Source organism: Brevundimonas sp. GW821-FHT10E09 (genome assembly GCF_058809375.1).
Map to the genome: position 1 here is coordinate 78,863 of NZ_JBXASO010000009.1, position 14,257 is coordinate 93,119.

The window sequence follows — 14,257 nt, forward strand, 5'->3', positions numbered from 1 at the left end:
CGTTTCATCCTGCGAACCGCCATTAACGCGATATGCGAAGTCGGGTGATTTCGCGACCGATCGCCTGGAAGTCGGCAGAAAGATCCGCGCCCGATTGCGGCAAATAGGCTCTATCCTCGTCGGAGGCGCACTCCTTCAGAATTCGCGCCGCGTCCGTTCCTGATTCGATCGAAAAACCGACGGTGTAGACGATCACGTCCTGGGCCTTTATGGCGGTGCACAGTTCTGCGGCCTGGTCGAACGGGTCGCCGTTTGTGGCGTCGCAGTCGATCTTGTCGTAGGCGTTGCCCGATCCGCCCCCAGCGTCGCGTGCGATGACGCCTTGGCAATAGGGGGTGTTGAACTCCCCGTCCGTCATCAGGATTACAGCCTTGAGCACCTTCGTATTGTCGTAGGCGGCGGCGCTGTTGGACGGCCAAAGTTTGTTGAAATTGCTCGAGACGGCGTACCAGCCCCAGGCTAGTCCGATCTGTCCGGCTGTCGAGCCAGTCACATTCAGGCTGTCCACCAGGGTTGTAAGGGTGGGTATCTCAGCTGTGAGCGGCTGTATGGTCGGTCCTGGGCATGGATTGCCGGCAGATCGGGGCGTTGATCGCGCCATTGCCGGATAGTTCCGACCAACATATGCCCCGACACCCGGCGCCCGATCATCAAAGGCGCCGGCCCCGATGCGCTCGCTGACGCAATTGCTCGCGTCGAAAGCCGTAAGAGACTTATAATAATTGTCCCTAAAAATGCGCTTCGCGCAACCATCGCGACCGCACTGTACCGTCCCATTGCTGATATAGTCCGCGTACTGGGCGCCCCCAACGGGAACCGTGAAGGAGTTTTGCGTCACTTCGTAAGCTTCGTAGAGCTTGTCGTTTAACGCCGTCATCCCCTTTATCCCTTTGAGCTCAAGACCCTCTCCAACTGATATTCCGTGGTTCTGAGAGGTGATGGTTATGTAGCAATCGGATCTGGCGCAACGCCGAATCTGCCCACCTCTATTGTATGTGCCGTAGTTGGTCGTATCGAGCGGATACCAACCCGTCCCATTATTGTAGCGCAGCGTCACCTTGTTCGCGTCAATACGGGTGACGCGAAACACTCTGTCGTTCAGATTGGTCATCCCGCTGACATTGCTGATCCAGACGTAGTCGTCTGTCGCCAAGCCATGGCCGTTTGCGGTGATGACGCCGGGCGACGCGCGGGTCGCCTTACTGATGGCCTTGCCTGTGGCGGCCGCCCACACAGCGCCGGTTATGTTGGTGGGCTGAGCGAGCGGACCTCGTGCGCCGACGGCATATGATCCCATATTCACACCGACCGAATAGGGAACGATGGCCATCTTCGAGTAATAGGGAGTCTGCTTGTTCGCGGGCTGAACAACGAGGTTGATCAGCTGGCGCGCGGCGTTCTTCAGGTCGCCGATCCGATTGTTGTTGGCCATTGAGCCCGTAATATCGAGCACCAAGGCGACTTCGACGTCTTTCGACGAGCGGTTGACTTCGGAGTGGGCTGAAATCGGCAGGGTGTCGTCCAGGAGCTGGCCATAGGGCGGCAGGACGATGTTGGCGACCAGGGTCTTCACTTGACCCTGGGCGGTGGCGATCACGACGTTGTTGGCGCTCATGGACACGCTGACGTCGGCGTCATTGATCTTCTCCACCTCCGTGCCCTGAAGGTTGCCGTGCAGGGTCGCCAGAGCGACGCTTTTCAGACCCGCTGGAGTCGTTTCGGAGGAGCGCGCGGCGGCCAGGGTCGCGGCGTCCAGTGCGTCCTGAAACTGCGACCTCGCGGTCGTGATCCTGTGAAGATCAACGCCGCCGAGCGCCAGCATGACGATGACCGGCAGGCTGAGGCCGAAGATCATCGCCACATTGCCGCGCCGGTCGTCGCGCAGGCGCGAGACGAGTTTGCGAAGGCGGCCGACCGCCCGATGGATCGTTTGAGAGGCCAAGTTCGTCGCTTCCCTGCCGGGCGCACCCCGCCCGCATGACGACAGAATGCCGTCATGCGGTTAAGGGAAGGCTGAAGCGTCAGGGTTAACGACGCATAAGGCTCAAGCCTCTGACCAGCCGCAGTCGTGGCCACGATTCTGGACGGTCAGCCATTGGTTCAGAGGCGCGAAATAGTCAGCGACGGCCGAGGCGTCGTTGGCGGTCTCGCCGGTGAAGGCCTGCATGGCCTCGGGCCAGGGCTTGGACTGGCCCATCTCCAGCATGGCGTTGAAACGGGCTCCGACCGCCTCGTTTCCATAGACCGAGCAGCGGTGCAGCGGCCCGGTCCAGCCCGCCTGTTTGCAAGCCGCGCGCTGGAACTGGAACTGGTAGATGTGGGCCAGGAAATAGCGGGTGTAGGGGGTGTTGCCCGGCACATGATATTTGGCGCCCGGATCGAAGGCGTTGGTCGGACGCGGCCCCGGCGGGACCAGGCCCTGGTATTTCAGCATGTCGGCGGTCCAGGCGGCGTTGTACTGGTCCGGCGACGTCTCGCCCGAGAAGACGCCCCAGCGCCAGCGGTCGACCATCAGGCCGAACGGCAGGAAGGCGATCTTGTCCAAGGCCATCTTCAGCAGGAAGGGAATGTCCTCCTCCGCCCCCGGCGTCGTCTTCAACAGACCGATCTGATTCAGATAGGTGGGGGTCAGGGCCGACAGGCCGACGAAGTCGCCGATGGCCTCGTGGAAGCCGTCGTTGGCCCCGTTGCGGAACAGCATCGGCTGGTTCTTGTAGGCCCGCTGGTAGTAGTTATGACCCAGCTCGTGGTGGACGGTGTAGAAGTCGTCGCCGTTGACGTTGGTGCACATCTTGATGCGGATGTCGTCGGCGTTGTCGAGGTCCCAGGCCGAGGCGTGGCAGACGACCTCGCGGTCGCGGGGGCGCACGATCTGGCTGCGTTCCCAGAAGGTCTGGGGCAGAGGGTCAAGACCCAGTGAGACGTAGAAGCCCTCGCCCGTCTTCACCATCTTCACGGGGTCATAGTCGGCGGTCTTCAGCAGTTCGGTCAGGTCGTAGCTGGAGGCGCCGCCGCTGGTCGGGGCCACGACGTCATAGATATTGCCCCACTGTTGCGACCACATGTTTCCCAGCAGATCGGCGCGGATCGGGCCGTGGTCGGGCTGGACCGCGTCGCCGTATTTGGCGTTCAGCCGGGCGCGGACATAGCAGTGCAGGTTCTCGTAGAAGGGTTTGACCTGCGCCCACAGCCGGTCGGTCTCCTCGGCGAAATCGTCGGCGGGCATGTCGTAGCCGGAACGCCACAGGGCGCCGGTGTCGGCGAAGCCCAGTTCGCGCGCGCCTTCGTTGGCGATCTCGACCATGCGGGCGTAGTCGTTCTTCATCACCGGCGAGATGGTGCGCCAGCCTTCGTACAGGGCCTTGGTCTCGTTCGGGTCGCGGCTGTCGGCCAGGATCAGCGAGGCCTCGTCCAGGGTGATCGGCTGACCCTTGAAGTCGAACTTGCCGGTGGAATAGGTCGAGTCCAGCCGGGTGGTGATCTGCGACAGTTCCTCGGCCGCGCCGGGGCGGTTGGGGGCGGGCAGGACGATGCCGAGCCGCAGCAGGTTCAGCTTGCGGCGGACGACCGGATCGACGGCGACGTCATTGAACCTGGCCGCCTGGTTGGCGAACTGGACCTGAAGCTCGGTCGCCTCGGCGTTGACCTTGGACTCCAGCCACATGGTGTCGAAGGTGATGTTGGTGGCGCGCGCCCACTGCACTCGGGCGGCGTATTCGCCGAAGGTCAGCATCTTGGCCTCGGCGTCGGCGACGAACTGGGTCGCGCCCGCGACGGTCGTCGGATAGTCGGCGCGCAGGCCGGTGGCGGTCACCGGGGCGGGGGTGAAGGTCTGGGCGCCGCCTTCGGCCTGAAGGGGCCGGGCCTCGCCCGAGGTCGTGGTGGCGGCGCAGCCGGCGGTGAAGGCGAGGGCGCAGACCGCGACGGCGGTCATCATCTGACGCTTCATATTGGGATCTCCTGAACAGCGGGCGCAGGAGAGGTCAGGCCTGATCCGCCGTCAAGCGGAGCGGCTCAGCGGAAAACGCAAGCGTTCAGATTCTGAGTGCGGACCGTCCCCATGGCGGCCTGGATACGCGAGGCGCGCCTTCGGACATAGGGACCGGGAGCAGCCGCCTGATAACGGCGGGGGGCCGGCAGGATGGCGGCGAGGCGTGCAGCCTCACGCGGGGTCAGGTCGGCGGCGTCCTTGCCGAACCAGTGCTGGGCGGCGGCCTGGGCGCCATAGACGCCCGGCGCCCATTCGACCACGTTCAGATAGACTTCCATGATCCGGCGCTTGGACCAGACGGTTTCGATCAGGACGGTGTAGCCGGCCTCCAGCCCCTTGCGGATCCAGTCGCGGCCAGGCCACAGGAAGACGTTCTTGGCGGTCTGCTGGCTGATGGTCGAGCCGCCGCGGATGCGGCCGCCCTCGGCGTTGTGATCCAGCGCCTTCTGGATCGCCTCGATGTCGAAGCCGTGGTGGCTGCAGAAACGGGCGTCCTCGGCGGCGATGGCGGCGTTGACCAGATTGGGCGAGATGTCGTTCAGACCGCGCCACTGATAGTCCAGACCCTCGCCGCGCACGGCCTGGCGCAGCATCAATATGGTCGGGGCGGGCGGCAGGACGGCGACGATCAGCACGCCGCCGATCGGCAAAAAGGTTAGGACCGCCAGGGCGATCAGGGCCGCCCGCAACCAACCCTTTTTCCGCCCGCGCGCCATTACAGGATCGCCACGCCGGCCGCACCGCCCTCGTCGGCCCAGGCGACCTTGTCGGCGGCGGGGCTGAGGGACAGGGCGACGATGGAGGGGCCCTTCTCGGCCTTGACGAAGTTCAGACCATGAGAGGCCGGATGGGCGACCCAGACCCGGCCGTCGGTCAGGCCGGCGGCCAGCAGGCCGTGCTCGGTCTGGGCCGAGACCAGATTGACCAGGGTCGCGTCGTCATAGCCGATCTCGGTCGCCTCGCGTCCCATGGGCCCGTTCGAGCCGATGAAGGGCCACAGGACCGCGCCCTGGGCGCCCGAGGTGGCCAGCAGCTGGCCGTTGGCGAGGAAGGCCAGCGAGCGGACCTTGGACGGATAGCCGCCCATCCGCAGGTTCTTGGCGTCCTTCAGCCGCCAGCCGTGAAGTTGGCTGTCCTGCATGGTGGTGACCACGAAGGCCCCGTCGGGTGAAAAGGCCACGGCGGTGTGGGATCCGGCCCAGGCCAGTTTGACCGGCTGCTGCTTCTCGATCCGGGCGTACCAGAGGGCGGCGCCGCCGTAGGTCGAGGCGGCGATACGCCGGCCCTTGGGATCGAAGGCGACGCCGGAAACGGTGCGTTCGTGCTGGAAGTCGCGGCGGAAGCCGGCGTCCTTCGGATCGATCACCGAAAGGGTGCGGCCCGAGGAGAAGGCGACCAGGCCGGAGGCGGCCGAGGCGTCGATGGAATCGATCCACTGGTTCTTTGCGGTGGCCAGGACCATGGCGTCCTCGCCGCGGCGGCTCCACACCACCTGGCCGTCGTCGCCGCCGGTGACGATCCCGTCGCCGGTCGGGTGGACGGCGGCGCAGAGCACGGCGCCGTCGTGAGCCTGGACCGTCGTTCCATCCTCGAACCGGACCGAGCCGTCGCCGAGGGCGAAGACGGCGCCGGTGCTGTCGAACAGGGCGGCGGTGACCTGGGCGTCGAAATCGAAGTTCATGCGGGACGCGTTAGCGGGTTGCGGCAGCGGGGGCAAATGGGGGCTTCTTCTCCTTCCCCTTTATGGGGAGGGACGATCGCGCAGCGATCCGGGTGGGGCCGTAAGAACGTGAGCGATCTCCGTATCGCCCCACCCCGGCTACCCTCGGATCAAGTCCGGGGTTCGCCGCCCCTTCCCATAAAGGGAAGGGAGAAGATTATACCGGATCTGTGGGCTTGGGCTCGACCGGCGCCGGCGCGGCCTGGGCCTTGGCGGGTTCGTCCGGCAGGGGAATGAATTCCAGGTCGTCCTCGCTGGGCAGGGCCATGCGGCCGGCTTTCCAGTCGGCCTTGGCCTGGTCGATGCGGGCCTGGCTGGAGGCGACGAAATTCCACCAAATCAGGCGTTCGCCGACCGGCTCGCCGCCCAGGACCATGACGGTGGATTGGACCAGGGCCTTGACGGTCGGTTCGGCCGTCGGTTCCAGCACGATCATCTGGCCTTCGTGGAAGGTGCGGTCGCCGACCTCGATGGAGCCCTTGGCCACATAGAGGGCGCGCTCGCTCATGCCGCCCGCGCCCTTGCCGGGAGGCGGCGCGGTGCGGACGCCGGGCTGAAGCTCCCAGTGCACATAGAAGAGGGGTGAGGACACCGGGACGGCCGCCTTGGCGCCATAGGCTTCGCCCGCCACCAGGCGCGCGAACAGTCCGCCGTTTTCGTAGGCGGGCTGGGCGTCCTCATCCAGGTGGTGGAAGGCGGGATCGATCTCCTCGGCCTCGTCGGGCAGGGCGACCCAGGCCTGCATCCCGTGCATCGGCCCGCCGCGGCTCTTCTTCAGCGGATCGGTGCGCTCGGAATGGACGATGCCCTTGCCGGCGGTCATCCAGTTCACCTCGCCGGGGCGGATGACCTGATTATAGCCGAGGTTGTCATGGTGCATGATCTCACCCTCGAACAGATAGGTGAGGGTCGACAGGCCGATGTGCGGGTGCGGTCGCACATCGATGGCGTCCGAGCCCGGCGCGAACTCGGCCGGCCCCATCTGGTCCAGGAAGATGAAGGGCCCGACCATCCGGCGCGAATGGAAGGGCAGGACGCGGCCGACCTCGAACCCGCCCAGGTCCTTGCGGCGCGCGTCGATCACCAGTTCGATCATGTTCGGCATCCCCTCGGCGGACCAGGGCCCTCAGTGGAAAGGTCCGCCGAACGGCCTTATCCGACGTGAGGGGTCACTATGCCAAGAGGCAGGGCGGTCACATTCTTCACGCCGCGCGTGACGATATGGCTCTCGCAGTCGGAGACGATGCCCAGGGCCAGCAGCTTCTCGCGCAGGAACTTGTCGAAGGCGTGCATGTCCGAGGTGATGATGCGCAGCACATAGTCCTCGCGCCCCGTGATGGTGGCGCACTGGACCACTTCCGGCCATTTGGCGACGGCGCCTTCGAAGATGTCGAGATTCTCGGCCGACGGCAGCATCAGTTTGACGATGGCGTAGACTTCGAAGTCGAGACCCAGAAGCTTGGCGTTCAGCAGGGTGACCCGCTTGGTGATCAGGCCGGAATCCTCCAGTCGTTTGATCCGACGCCAGCAGGGCGAGGCCGACAGACCGACGCGATCCGCGACTTCCGCGACCGACAGACCGGCGTCTTGTTGCAGGATATCCAGGATCCGAGCGTCGATGGGATCGAGTTCGTCCGCCAATGCGTTTCTCCGATTATCGTTATGGCGAAATAAAATACCCTAAATCGGGATTTCGCAAGGTCAAATTGAGCGAGCGCCTGCTTAGGCGCCGTGTTATCAAACGTCCAGAGGAAACTCGGACGGACCCCCGAACGGACATGGACGCCCGCATGAACGACAAAATGAGCCAAAAGAACAGCCGGCCGCTGTCGCTTCGCGTGCCCGAGCCCTCGGGGCGGCCGGGCGATGGGCCGGACTTCAGTCATCTGGTGATGGACGCCCCCGGCGCCGTCGAACGGCCCGAGGTGGGCACGACGCCTTACGAGATGCGCGACCTTGCGTTCCGGTTGATCCGGGTGCTGGACGACGACGGCCAGGCCGTCGGTCCGTGGAATCCGCGTCTGGATCCGGAGACCCTGCGTCGCGGCCTGAAGGCCATGATCCTGACCCGCGCCTTCGACGACCGAATGCACCGCGCCCACCGCCAGGGCAAGACCAGCTTCTACATGAAATGCACCGGCGAGGAGGCCATCGCGGTCGCGCAAGGCATGCTGCTGAGCCGCGAGGACATGGGTTTTCCGACCTATCGCCAGCAGGGGCTGCTGATCGCCCGCGGCTATCCGCTGGTCGAGATGATGAACCAGATCTATTCCAACGCGGCGGACCCGATCAAAGGGCGTCAGCTGCCGATCATGTATTCGGCCAAGGACTACGGCTTCTTCACCATCAGCGGCAATCTGGGCACCCAGGTGCCCCAGGCGGTCGGCTGGGCCATGGCCAGCGCCTACAAGGGCGACGACAAGATCGCCATCAGCTGGATCGGCGACGGCGCCACGGCCGAGGGCGATTTTCACAACGCCCTGACCTTCGCATCCGTCTATCGCGCGCCGGTCATCCTGAACATCGTCAACAACCAGTGGGCCATCAGCTCCTTCCAGGGGATCGCCGGCGGGCTGGAGACCACCTTCGCCTCCAAGGCCATCGGCTATGGACTGCCGGCCCTGCGGGTGGACGGCAACGACTTCCTGGCGGTCTGGGCGGCGACCCAGTGGGCCGAAGAGCGCGCCCGGTCGAACCAGGGGGCGACGGTGATCGAACTGTTCACCTATCGCGGCGCCCCGCACTCGACCTCCGACGATCCCAGCCGCTACCGCCCCGGCGACGAGCACGAGAAATGGCCGCTGGGCGATCCGCTGGAGCGGCTGCGCCAGCACCTGACCGTCATCGGCGAATGGGATGACGAACGCCACGCCACGGCCCTGCGCGAGGCGGTCGAACAGGTCCGCGCCGCCGGCAAGGAATCCGAAGCCATCGGCACCCTGGGACAATCGCGCCCCAGCGTGAAGACGATGTTCGAGGAGGTCTATGCGACCGAAGACTGGCGGCTGATCGAACAGCGCCGCGAGGTGGGGGTCTGACCATGGCTGAGCAAACCACCTTCACCGACGCCGATCGCAACGACGGCGTCGAGCCGGACATGGTCGACCAGAACGCGGCCCCCGCCTCGGAAGCGACCGGCTCTGGCGTACAGCCGATGAACATGATCCAGGCCCTGAACTCGGCCATCGACGTCAAGATGAGCGAGGACGCCAATGTCCTGTCGTTCGGCGAGGACGCGGGCTATTTCGGCGGGGTCTTCCGCGTCACCGACAAGCTGCAGCAGAAGCACGGCCTGACCCGCAGCTTCGACGCTCCGATCAGCGAATGCGGCATCGTCGCCGCCGCGATCGGCATGGGCGCCTACGGCCTGCGTCCGGTCGTCGAGATCCAGTTCGCCGACTACATCTATCCGGCCTATGACCAGATCGTCTCGGAAGCGGCCAAGATGCGCTATCGCTCGGGCGGCCAGTTCACCAGCCCGATTACGATCCGCAGCCCCTACGGCGGCGGCATCTTCGGCGGCCAGACCCACAGCCAGAGCCCCGAAAGCCTGTTCACCCATATCGCGGGTCTGAAGGTCGTCATTCCGTCCAACCCCTATGACGCCAAGGGTCTGTTGATCGCCGCCATCGAGGACGACGATCCGGTCGTCTTCTTCGAGCCGAAACGCCTCTACAACGGCCCCTTCGACGGCTGGCACGAGAAGCCGGTCTCCCCGTGGAAGGCGCAGGATCTGGCCCAGGTCCCGACTGGCAAATATGTCGAGCCCATCGGCAAGGCGCGCGTGACGCGCGAGGGGAACGACGTCACCATCCTGGCCTATGGCACCATGGTCTGGGTCGCTCTGGCCGGGGCTGAGCACGCGGGCGTGGACGCCGAGGTCATCGACCTGCGCTCGCTCGTGCCGCTGGACATCGAGACCATCGAAGCCAGCGTGAAGAAGACCGGTCGCTGCGTCATCGTGCACGAGGCGCCCAAGACCTCGGGTTTCGGCGGCGAACTGTCGGCCCTGGTTCAGGAGCGCTGCTTCTATCATCTGGAGGCGCCCATTGCGCGCGTCACCGGCTGGGACACGCCCTATCCCCATGCTTTCGAATGGGAATATTTCCCCGGACCGCAACGGGTCGCAGACGCCTTGAAGAGCGTCATGACGGGAGGTCGTTAAGATGGGTCGTTTCGTCTTCAAACTGCCCGACGTGGGCGAAGGCACCGCCGAGGCCGAGCTGGTCGGCTGGCACGTCAAGGTCGGCGACACGGTCGCCGAGGATCAGATCGTCGCCGACGTCATGACGGACAAGGCCACCGTGGAGATCACCGCCCCGGTGTCCGGCAAGGTCATCGCCCTGCACGGCGAGCCCGGCGCCATGGTGCCGGTGCGTGGGCCGCTGGTGGAGTTCGAGGTCGAGGGGGCGGGGAATGCGGATGAGGCGACGCCCTCCTCCCCGGCTTCGCCGGTGCTCCCCCCAAGGGGGGGAGATCGCGCAGCATCCAATCCTCCCCCCTTGGGGGAGGTGGCGCCGAAGGCGACGGAGGGGGCTGACGCCGCACCCACCGGCAACTACGTCTTCAAACTGCCCGACGTCGGCGAAGGCACGGCCGAGGCCGAGCTGGTCGGCTGGCACGTCAAGGTCGGGGATGTGGTCGAGGAAGACCAGATCATCGCCGACATCATGACCGACAAGGCGACGGTGGAGATCACCTCGCCGGTCGCCGGGACCGTGGTCGCCCTGTACGGCGAGGCGGGACAGCAGGTTCCGGTCGGCGGGCCGCTGGTGGCGTTCGATGTGGCGGGCGCCGGAAATGTCGCCAAGAGCCCCGTTCACGCCCCCTCCGTCGCCTCCGGCGACACCTCCCCCAAGGGGGGAGGATCAGCGCTGACGCCCGCACCAAAATCTCCCCCTCCTGGGGGGAGTACCCGCGCAGCGGGGGAGGGGGGCAAGTCCGTCCCCCCCGCCCTGACCGGCCGCGCGCCCGGCGAACGCCCGTCCGCCTCGCCCGCCGTGCGCAACCGCGCGCGGGATCTGGGCGTGGACCTGACCTTCGTGCCCGGCTCCGGGCCGGCCGGGCGGATCACGCACGAGGACCTGGACGGTTTCATCGCGCGTGGCGGCGCCCAGCCGGCGACCGCACCGGCGGCCGGCTCGACCTTCGCTCGGGCCGAAGGGACCACCGAGGTCCGCATCATCGGCCTGCGCCGCAAGATCGCGGAGAAGATGGCTGACAGCGTGCGCCGCATTCCCCACATCACCTATGTGGAGGAGATCGACGTCACGGCGCTGGAGGAGCTTCGCGCCCACCTGAACGCGACCAAGGCGAAGGATCAGCCCAAGCTGAACCTGCTGCCCTTCCTCGCCCGCGCCATCGTGGTGGCTCTGCGCGACCAGCCGCAGATCAACGCCCATTATGACGACGAGGCCGGCGTCCTGACCCAGCACGCCCCGGTCCATCTGGGCATCGCCGCCCAGACGCCGAACGGCCTGATGGTGCCGGTGGTCCGCCACGCCGAGGCGCGCGACGCCTGGGACACGGCTCTGGAGATCGCCCGCGTCTCGGGCGCGGCCAAGGACGGTTCGGCCAAGCGCGAGGAACTGTCAGGCTCGACCATCACCATCACCTCGCTGGGGACCCTGGGCGGGGTGGTCCACACCCCGATCATCAACCACCCCGAGGTCGCCATCGTCGGCCCCAACAAGATCGCCGAACGGGTCGTGGTCCGCGACGGCCAGATGGTCGTGCGCAAGATGATGAACCTGTCGTCCAGCTTCGACCACCGGATCGTCGACGGGCATGATGCGGCGGTGTTTGTTCAGCGGATCAAGGGGCTTCTGGAACAGCCCGCGACGCTTTGGATGGGGTGAGGTTGGTGCGGGTCGTTGCTCTCGCGCTTGCGGCGGCATTCGTCGCCGGGCCTACCCTCGCGTGCACCTATGTTGCATCGCCCAACGACATCACGGCCCAGTTGGAGCGTGAGCGCGACAAAGCGATGATCGACGGTGCAGATCTCATCTATTTCGGTAGGCTCTGGACCTCCGGAGGCATTGCGCGAGATCGTTACGCAATCCGAGGCGAGCGGACGATTCGGGGCGGTCGGGCGCCGTTTTATGCAAGAACTTCTCCACGCTATGAGACAAGCTGCGGGCGAGAGCCGATCTATTCGCTGGACGGTGCAGGACGCATTCTACCGGGACAGCGGGTGATCGTCGTGGCGAAGCGACGTTCGTGGTGGCGGACCGAAATCGTTGAAGTTGCGCGGAGAGACAGTATCCGCGGTCGTCAAATCTACAGCCTGGCGCGATCTCGTGCTGATCGACACTGACCGGATATTATGACCCAGACCCTCAAGACCAAAGTCCTGATCATCGGCGCCGGGACCGGCGGCTATGTCGCCGGCATCCGTTGCGGCCAGCTGGGGCTCGACACCGTGCTCGTGGACGGCGGCGACGGCCTGGGCGGGACCTGCCTGAACGTCGGCTGTATTCCGTCCAAGGCCATCATCCATGCGGCGGGCAAGTTCGAGACCGTGGCCAAGGCGGCCGCTGAGGGCGGGACGCTGGGCATCACGGCGGCCAAGCCGGCCATCGACCTGAAGCAGACGGTCGAGTGGAAGGACGGGATCGTCCGTAAGCTGAACGCCGGGGTCACGGCCCTGCTGAAGAAGGCCAAGGTGAAGGTCATCAAGGGCTGGGCGGCCTTCGAGGACGCCAAGACCTGCGTGGTGAAAACCGACGACGGCGACATCCGCATCACCGCCGAACACGTGATCCTGGCCACGGGTTCGGCACCGGTCGAACTGCCCTTCCTGCCGTTTGGCGGCGACGTCATCTCCTCGACCGAGGCGCTGAGCCTGTCGGACGTGCCCAAGAAGCTGGTCGTCGTCGGCGGCGGCTATATCGGGCTGGAGCTGGGCATCGCCTTCAGGAAGCTGGGCGCCGAGGTGGCCATCGTCGAAATGGCCGAGCGAATCCTGCCCCTTTATGACAAGGCCCTGACCGATCCGGTGGCGAAGTGGCTGGAGACGCACGGGGTGGAGTTGCACCTGGGGGCGCGGGCCGGCGGGTTCGGGAACGGCAGGCTGAACGTCACGACCAAGGACGGCGAACCGCTGCAACTGGACGCCGACAAGGTGCTGGTCACCGTGGGTCGTCGCCCGCGCACGCAGGGCTGGGGTCTGGAGAACATGGGCGTGGCCATGGCCGGTCCGTTCGTGAAGATCGACAACCGCTGCGCCACCTCAATGAAGAACGTCTGGGCCGTCGGCGACCTGACCGGCGAGCCTATGCTGGCCCACAAGGGCTCGGCCCAGGGCGAGGTGGTCGCGGAGATCATCGCCCATTCTTCAGGAAAGGGTGGCCACGACCGGGTGTTCGATCCGGTCGCCATCGCCGCCGTCTGTTTCACCGAGCCCGAGATCGTCTCGGCCGGTCTGGGTCCGAACGATGTCGCGGGCAGTGACGACGTGATCCAGTCCGTCTTCCCCTTCGCCGCCATCGGCCGCGCCCTGGCCATCGAGGCGGGCGAGGACGGCGGCTTCGTGCGGGTCATCGCCTCCAAGTCGGATCACCGCATCCTGGGCGTCCAGGCGGTCGGCCAGCATGTGTCGGAACTCAGCAACAGCTTCGCCCAGATGCTGGAGATGGGGGCGGTGCTGGAGGATGTGGCGGGAACCATCCACGTCCACCCGACCCTGGGCGAGGCCTTCCACGAGGCGTCCCTGCGCGCCCTGGGGCACGCGATCCACATCTGACGGCTAAAGCCGGTCCAGCCGCCTGGCGTGGTTCGCCACCATGCGCAGCGCCAGGCCGTCGGGCAGGAAGCGGGCCAGGCCGGCCATCAGATTGTTCATGACGCCGGGGGTCACGCTGGGCCGGTTCGCCTCGCAGGCGTCGTAGCCGATGCGGGCGACGCGGGCGGCGTCCATCCACATCCAGGCGGGATAGGCGCTGGACACCTGGTAGCGCGAGCCGTTGACGTCGTGAAACTCGGTCAAGGTGTAGCCGGGGTTCAGCACCGTGACGTGGACCCCGGTTCCCAAAGTCTCCAGATACAGGCCCTGTGACGCCTTGATCAGGAAGCTCTTGATCGGTCCATACAGGGTGTCGCCGCCGGTCGCGGGCATCTGGCCGGCCAGGGAGGCGACGTTCAGCACCCGGCCGAAGCGTCGCTCGACCATGCCGGGCAGCAGCAGGCGCGACAGCTCGACCGGCGCCGTCAGCATGACCTGGATCATGGCGCGGTGGGCGGCCAGGTCGGTGTCGAGAAAGCCGGTCACGCGGCTGAAGCCCGCATTATTGACCAGGCCGTCGACCGTCAGGCCGCGCGCCGTGACGGCGGCGATCAGACGTTCGGGCGCCGCTGGGTCCGACAGGTCTTCAGGAAGGACGGTCGCGACGACGCCATGGGCGGCGGACAGGGCCTCGGCCAGGGTCACGAGCGGCCCTTCTCGCCGGGCGGTCAGGATCAGGTCCCAGCCCTCGGCGGCGTAGGCGCGGGCCAGGGCCGCGCCGATGCCGGCGGAGGCGCCCGTGATCAGCACCGTCCGCTTCATG

The 14,257-nt window shown here is 66.1% G+C and carries 11 protein-coding genes; 4 read left to right on the forward strand and 7 right to left on the reverse strand.

The genetic code is table 11. The features are described 5' to 3' along the window. Window positions 1–22: 22 nt before the first annotated feature. From AC1RSI_RS10105 to AC1RSI_RS10130, 6 genes are all read right to left on the reverse strand, one after another. Complete coding sequence (locus AC1RSI_RS10105; protein WP_154726314.1) at window positions 23–1,942, reverse strand: TadE/TadG family type IV pilus assembly protein; 1,920 nt, start codon at window positions 1,940–1,942, stop codon at window positions 23–25. 102 nt (window positions 1,943–2,044) lie between these two features. Then, on the reverse strand, window positions 2,045–3,949 hold the full coding sequence (locus AC1RSI_RS10110; RefSeq protein WP_154726315.1) for a M2 family metallopeptidase: 1,905 nt from the start codon (window positions 3,947–3,949) through the stop codon (window positions 2,045–2,047). Window positions 3,950–4,014: 65 nt separating this feature from the next. Then, window positions 4,015–4,707 (reverse strand): monofunctional biosynthetic peptidoglycan transglycosylase, encoded by a 693-nt coding sequence (gene mtgA / locus AC1RSI_RS10115; RefSeq protein WP_154726316.1) that lies wholly within the window; start codon window positions 4,705–4,707, stop codon window positions 4,015–4,017. After that, window positions 4,707–5,672: a WD40 repeat domain-containing protein gene (locus tag AC1RSI_RS10120; protein ID WP_154726317.1), complete on the reverse strand. Its 966-nt coding sequence runs from the start codon at window positions 5,670–5,672 to the stop codon at window positions 4,707–4,709. The genes mtgA and AC1RSI_RS10120 overlap by 1 nt, the downstream gene beginning before the upstream one ends. 196 nt (window positions 5,673–5,868) lie before the next feature. Then, window positions 5,869–6,807 carry a pirin family protein gene (locus tag AC1RSI_RS10125; protein ID WP_040349868.1) on the reverse strand — a complete coding sequence of 313 codons (939 nt, stop codon included), beginning with the start codon at window positions 6,805–6,807 and terminating at the stop codon, window positions 5,869–5,871. A gap of 56 nt (window positions 6,808–6,863) precedes the next feature. Next, on the reverse strand, window positions 6,864–7,352 hold the full coding sequence (locus AC1RSI_RS10130; RefSeq protein WP_008259105.1) for an Lrp/AsnC family transcriptional regulator: 489 nt from the start codon (window positions 7,350–7,352) through the stop codon (window positions 6,864–6,866). Between the two features lie 149 nt (window positions 7,353–7,501). On the opposite strand from AC1RSI_RS10130, the gene AC1RSI_RS10135 reads away from it, so the two are divergent. The 4 genes from AC1RSI_RS10135 to lpdA all read left to right on the forward strand — a co-directional run bounded on the left by AC1RSI_RS10135 (window position 7,502) and on the right by lpdA (window position 13,455). Next, entirely contained in the window at window positions 7,502–8,749 is a 1,248-nt protein-coding gene (locus AC1RSI_RS10135) for a thiamine pyrophosphate-dependent enzyme (protein ID WP_230307648.1), read from the forward strand. A 2-nt stretch (window positions 8,750–8,751) separates the two neighbouring features. After that, window positions 8,752–9,876, forward strand: coding sequence for an alpha-ketoacid dehydrogenase subunit beta (locus tag AC1RSI_RS10140; RefSeq protein WP_230307649.1), 1,125 nt, complete (start codon window positions 8,752–8,754; stop codon window positions 9,874–9,876). 1 nt (window position 9,877) lies between these two features. Next, entirely contained in the window at window positions 9,878–11,569 is a 1,692-nt protein-coding gene (locus AC1RSI_RS10145; RefSeq protein ID WP_447941252.1) for a dihydrolipoyl dehydrogenase family protein, read from the forward strand. A gap of 467 nt (window positions 11,570–12,036) precedes the next feature. Continuing rightward, complete coding sequence (lpdA, locus tag AC1RSI_RS10150; protein ID WP_154726319.1) at window positions 12,037–13,455, forward strand: dihydrolipoyl dehydrogenase; 1,419 nt, start codon at window positions 12,037–12,039, stop codon at window positions 13,453–13,455. A 3-nt stretch (window positions 13,456–13,458) separates the two neighbouring features. Here the strand turns inward: lpdA and AC1RSI_RS10155 are convergent, their stop codons facing one another. Next, window positions 13,459–14,256, reverse strand: coding sequence for an SDR family NAD(P)-dependent oxidoreductase (locus tag AC1RSI_RS10155; protein ID WP_154726320.1), 798 nt, complete (start codon window positions 14,254–14,256; stop codon window positions 13,459–13,461). Window position 14,257: the final 1 nt, after the last annotated feature.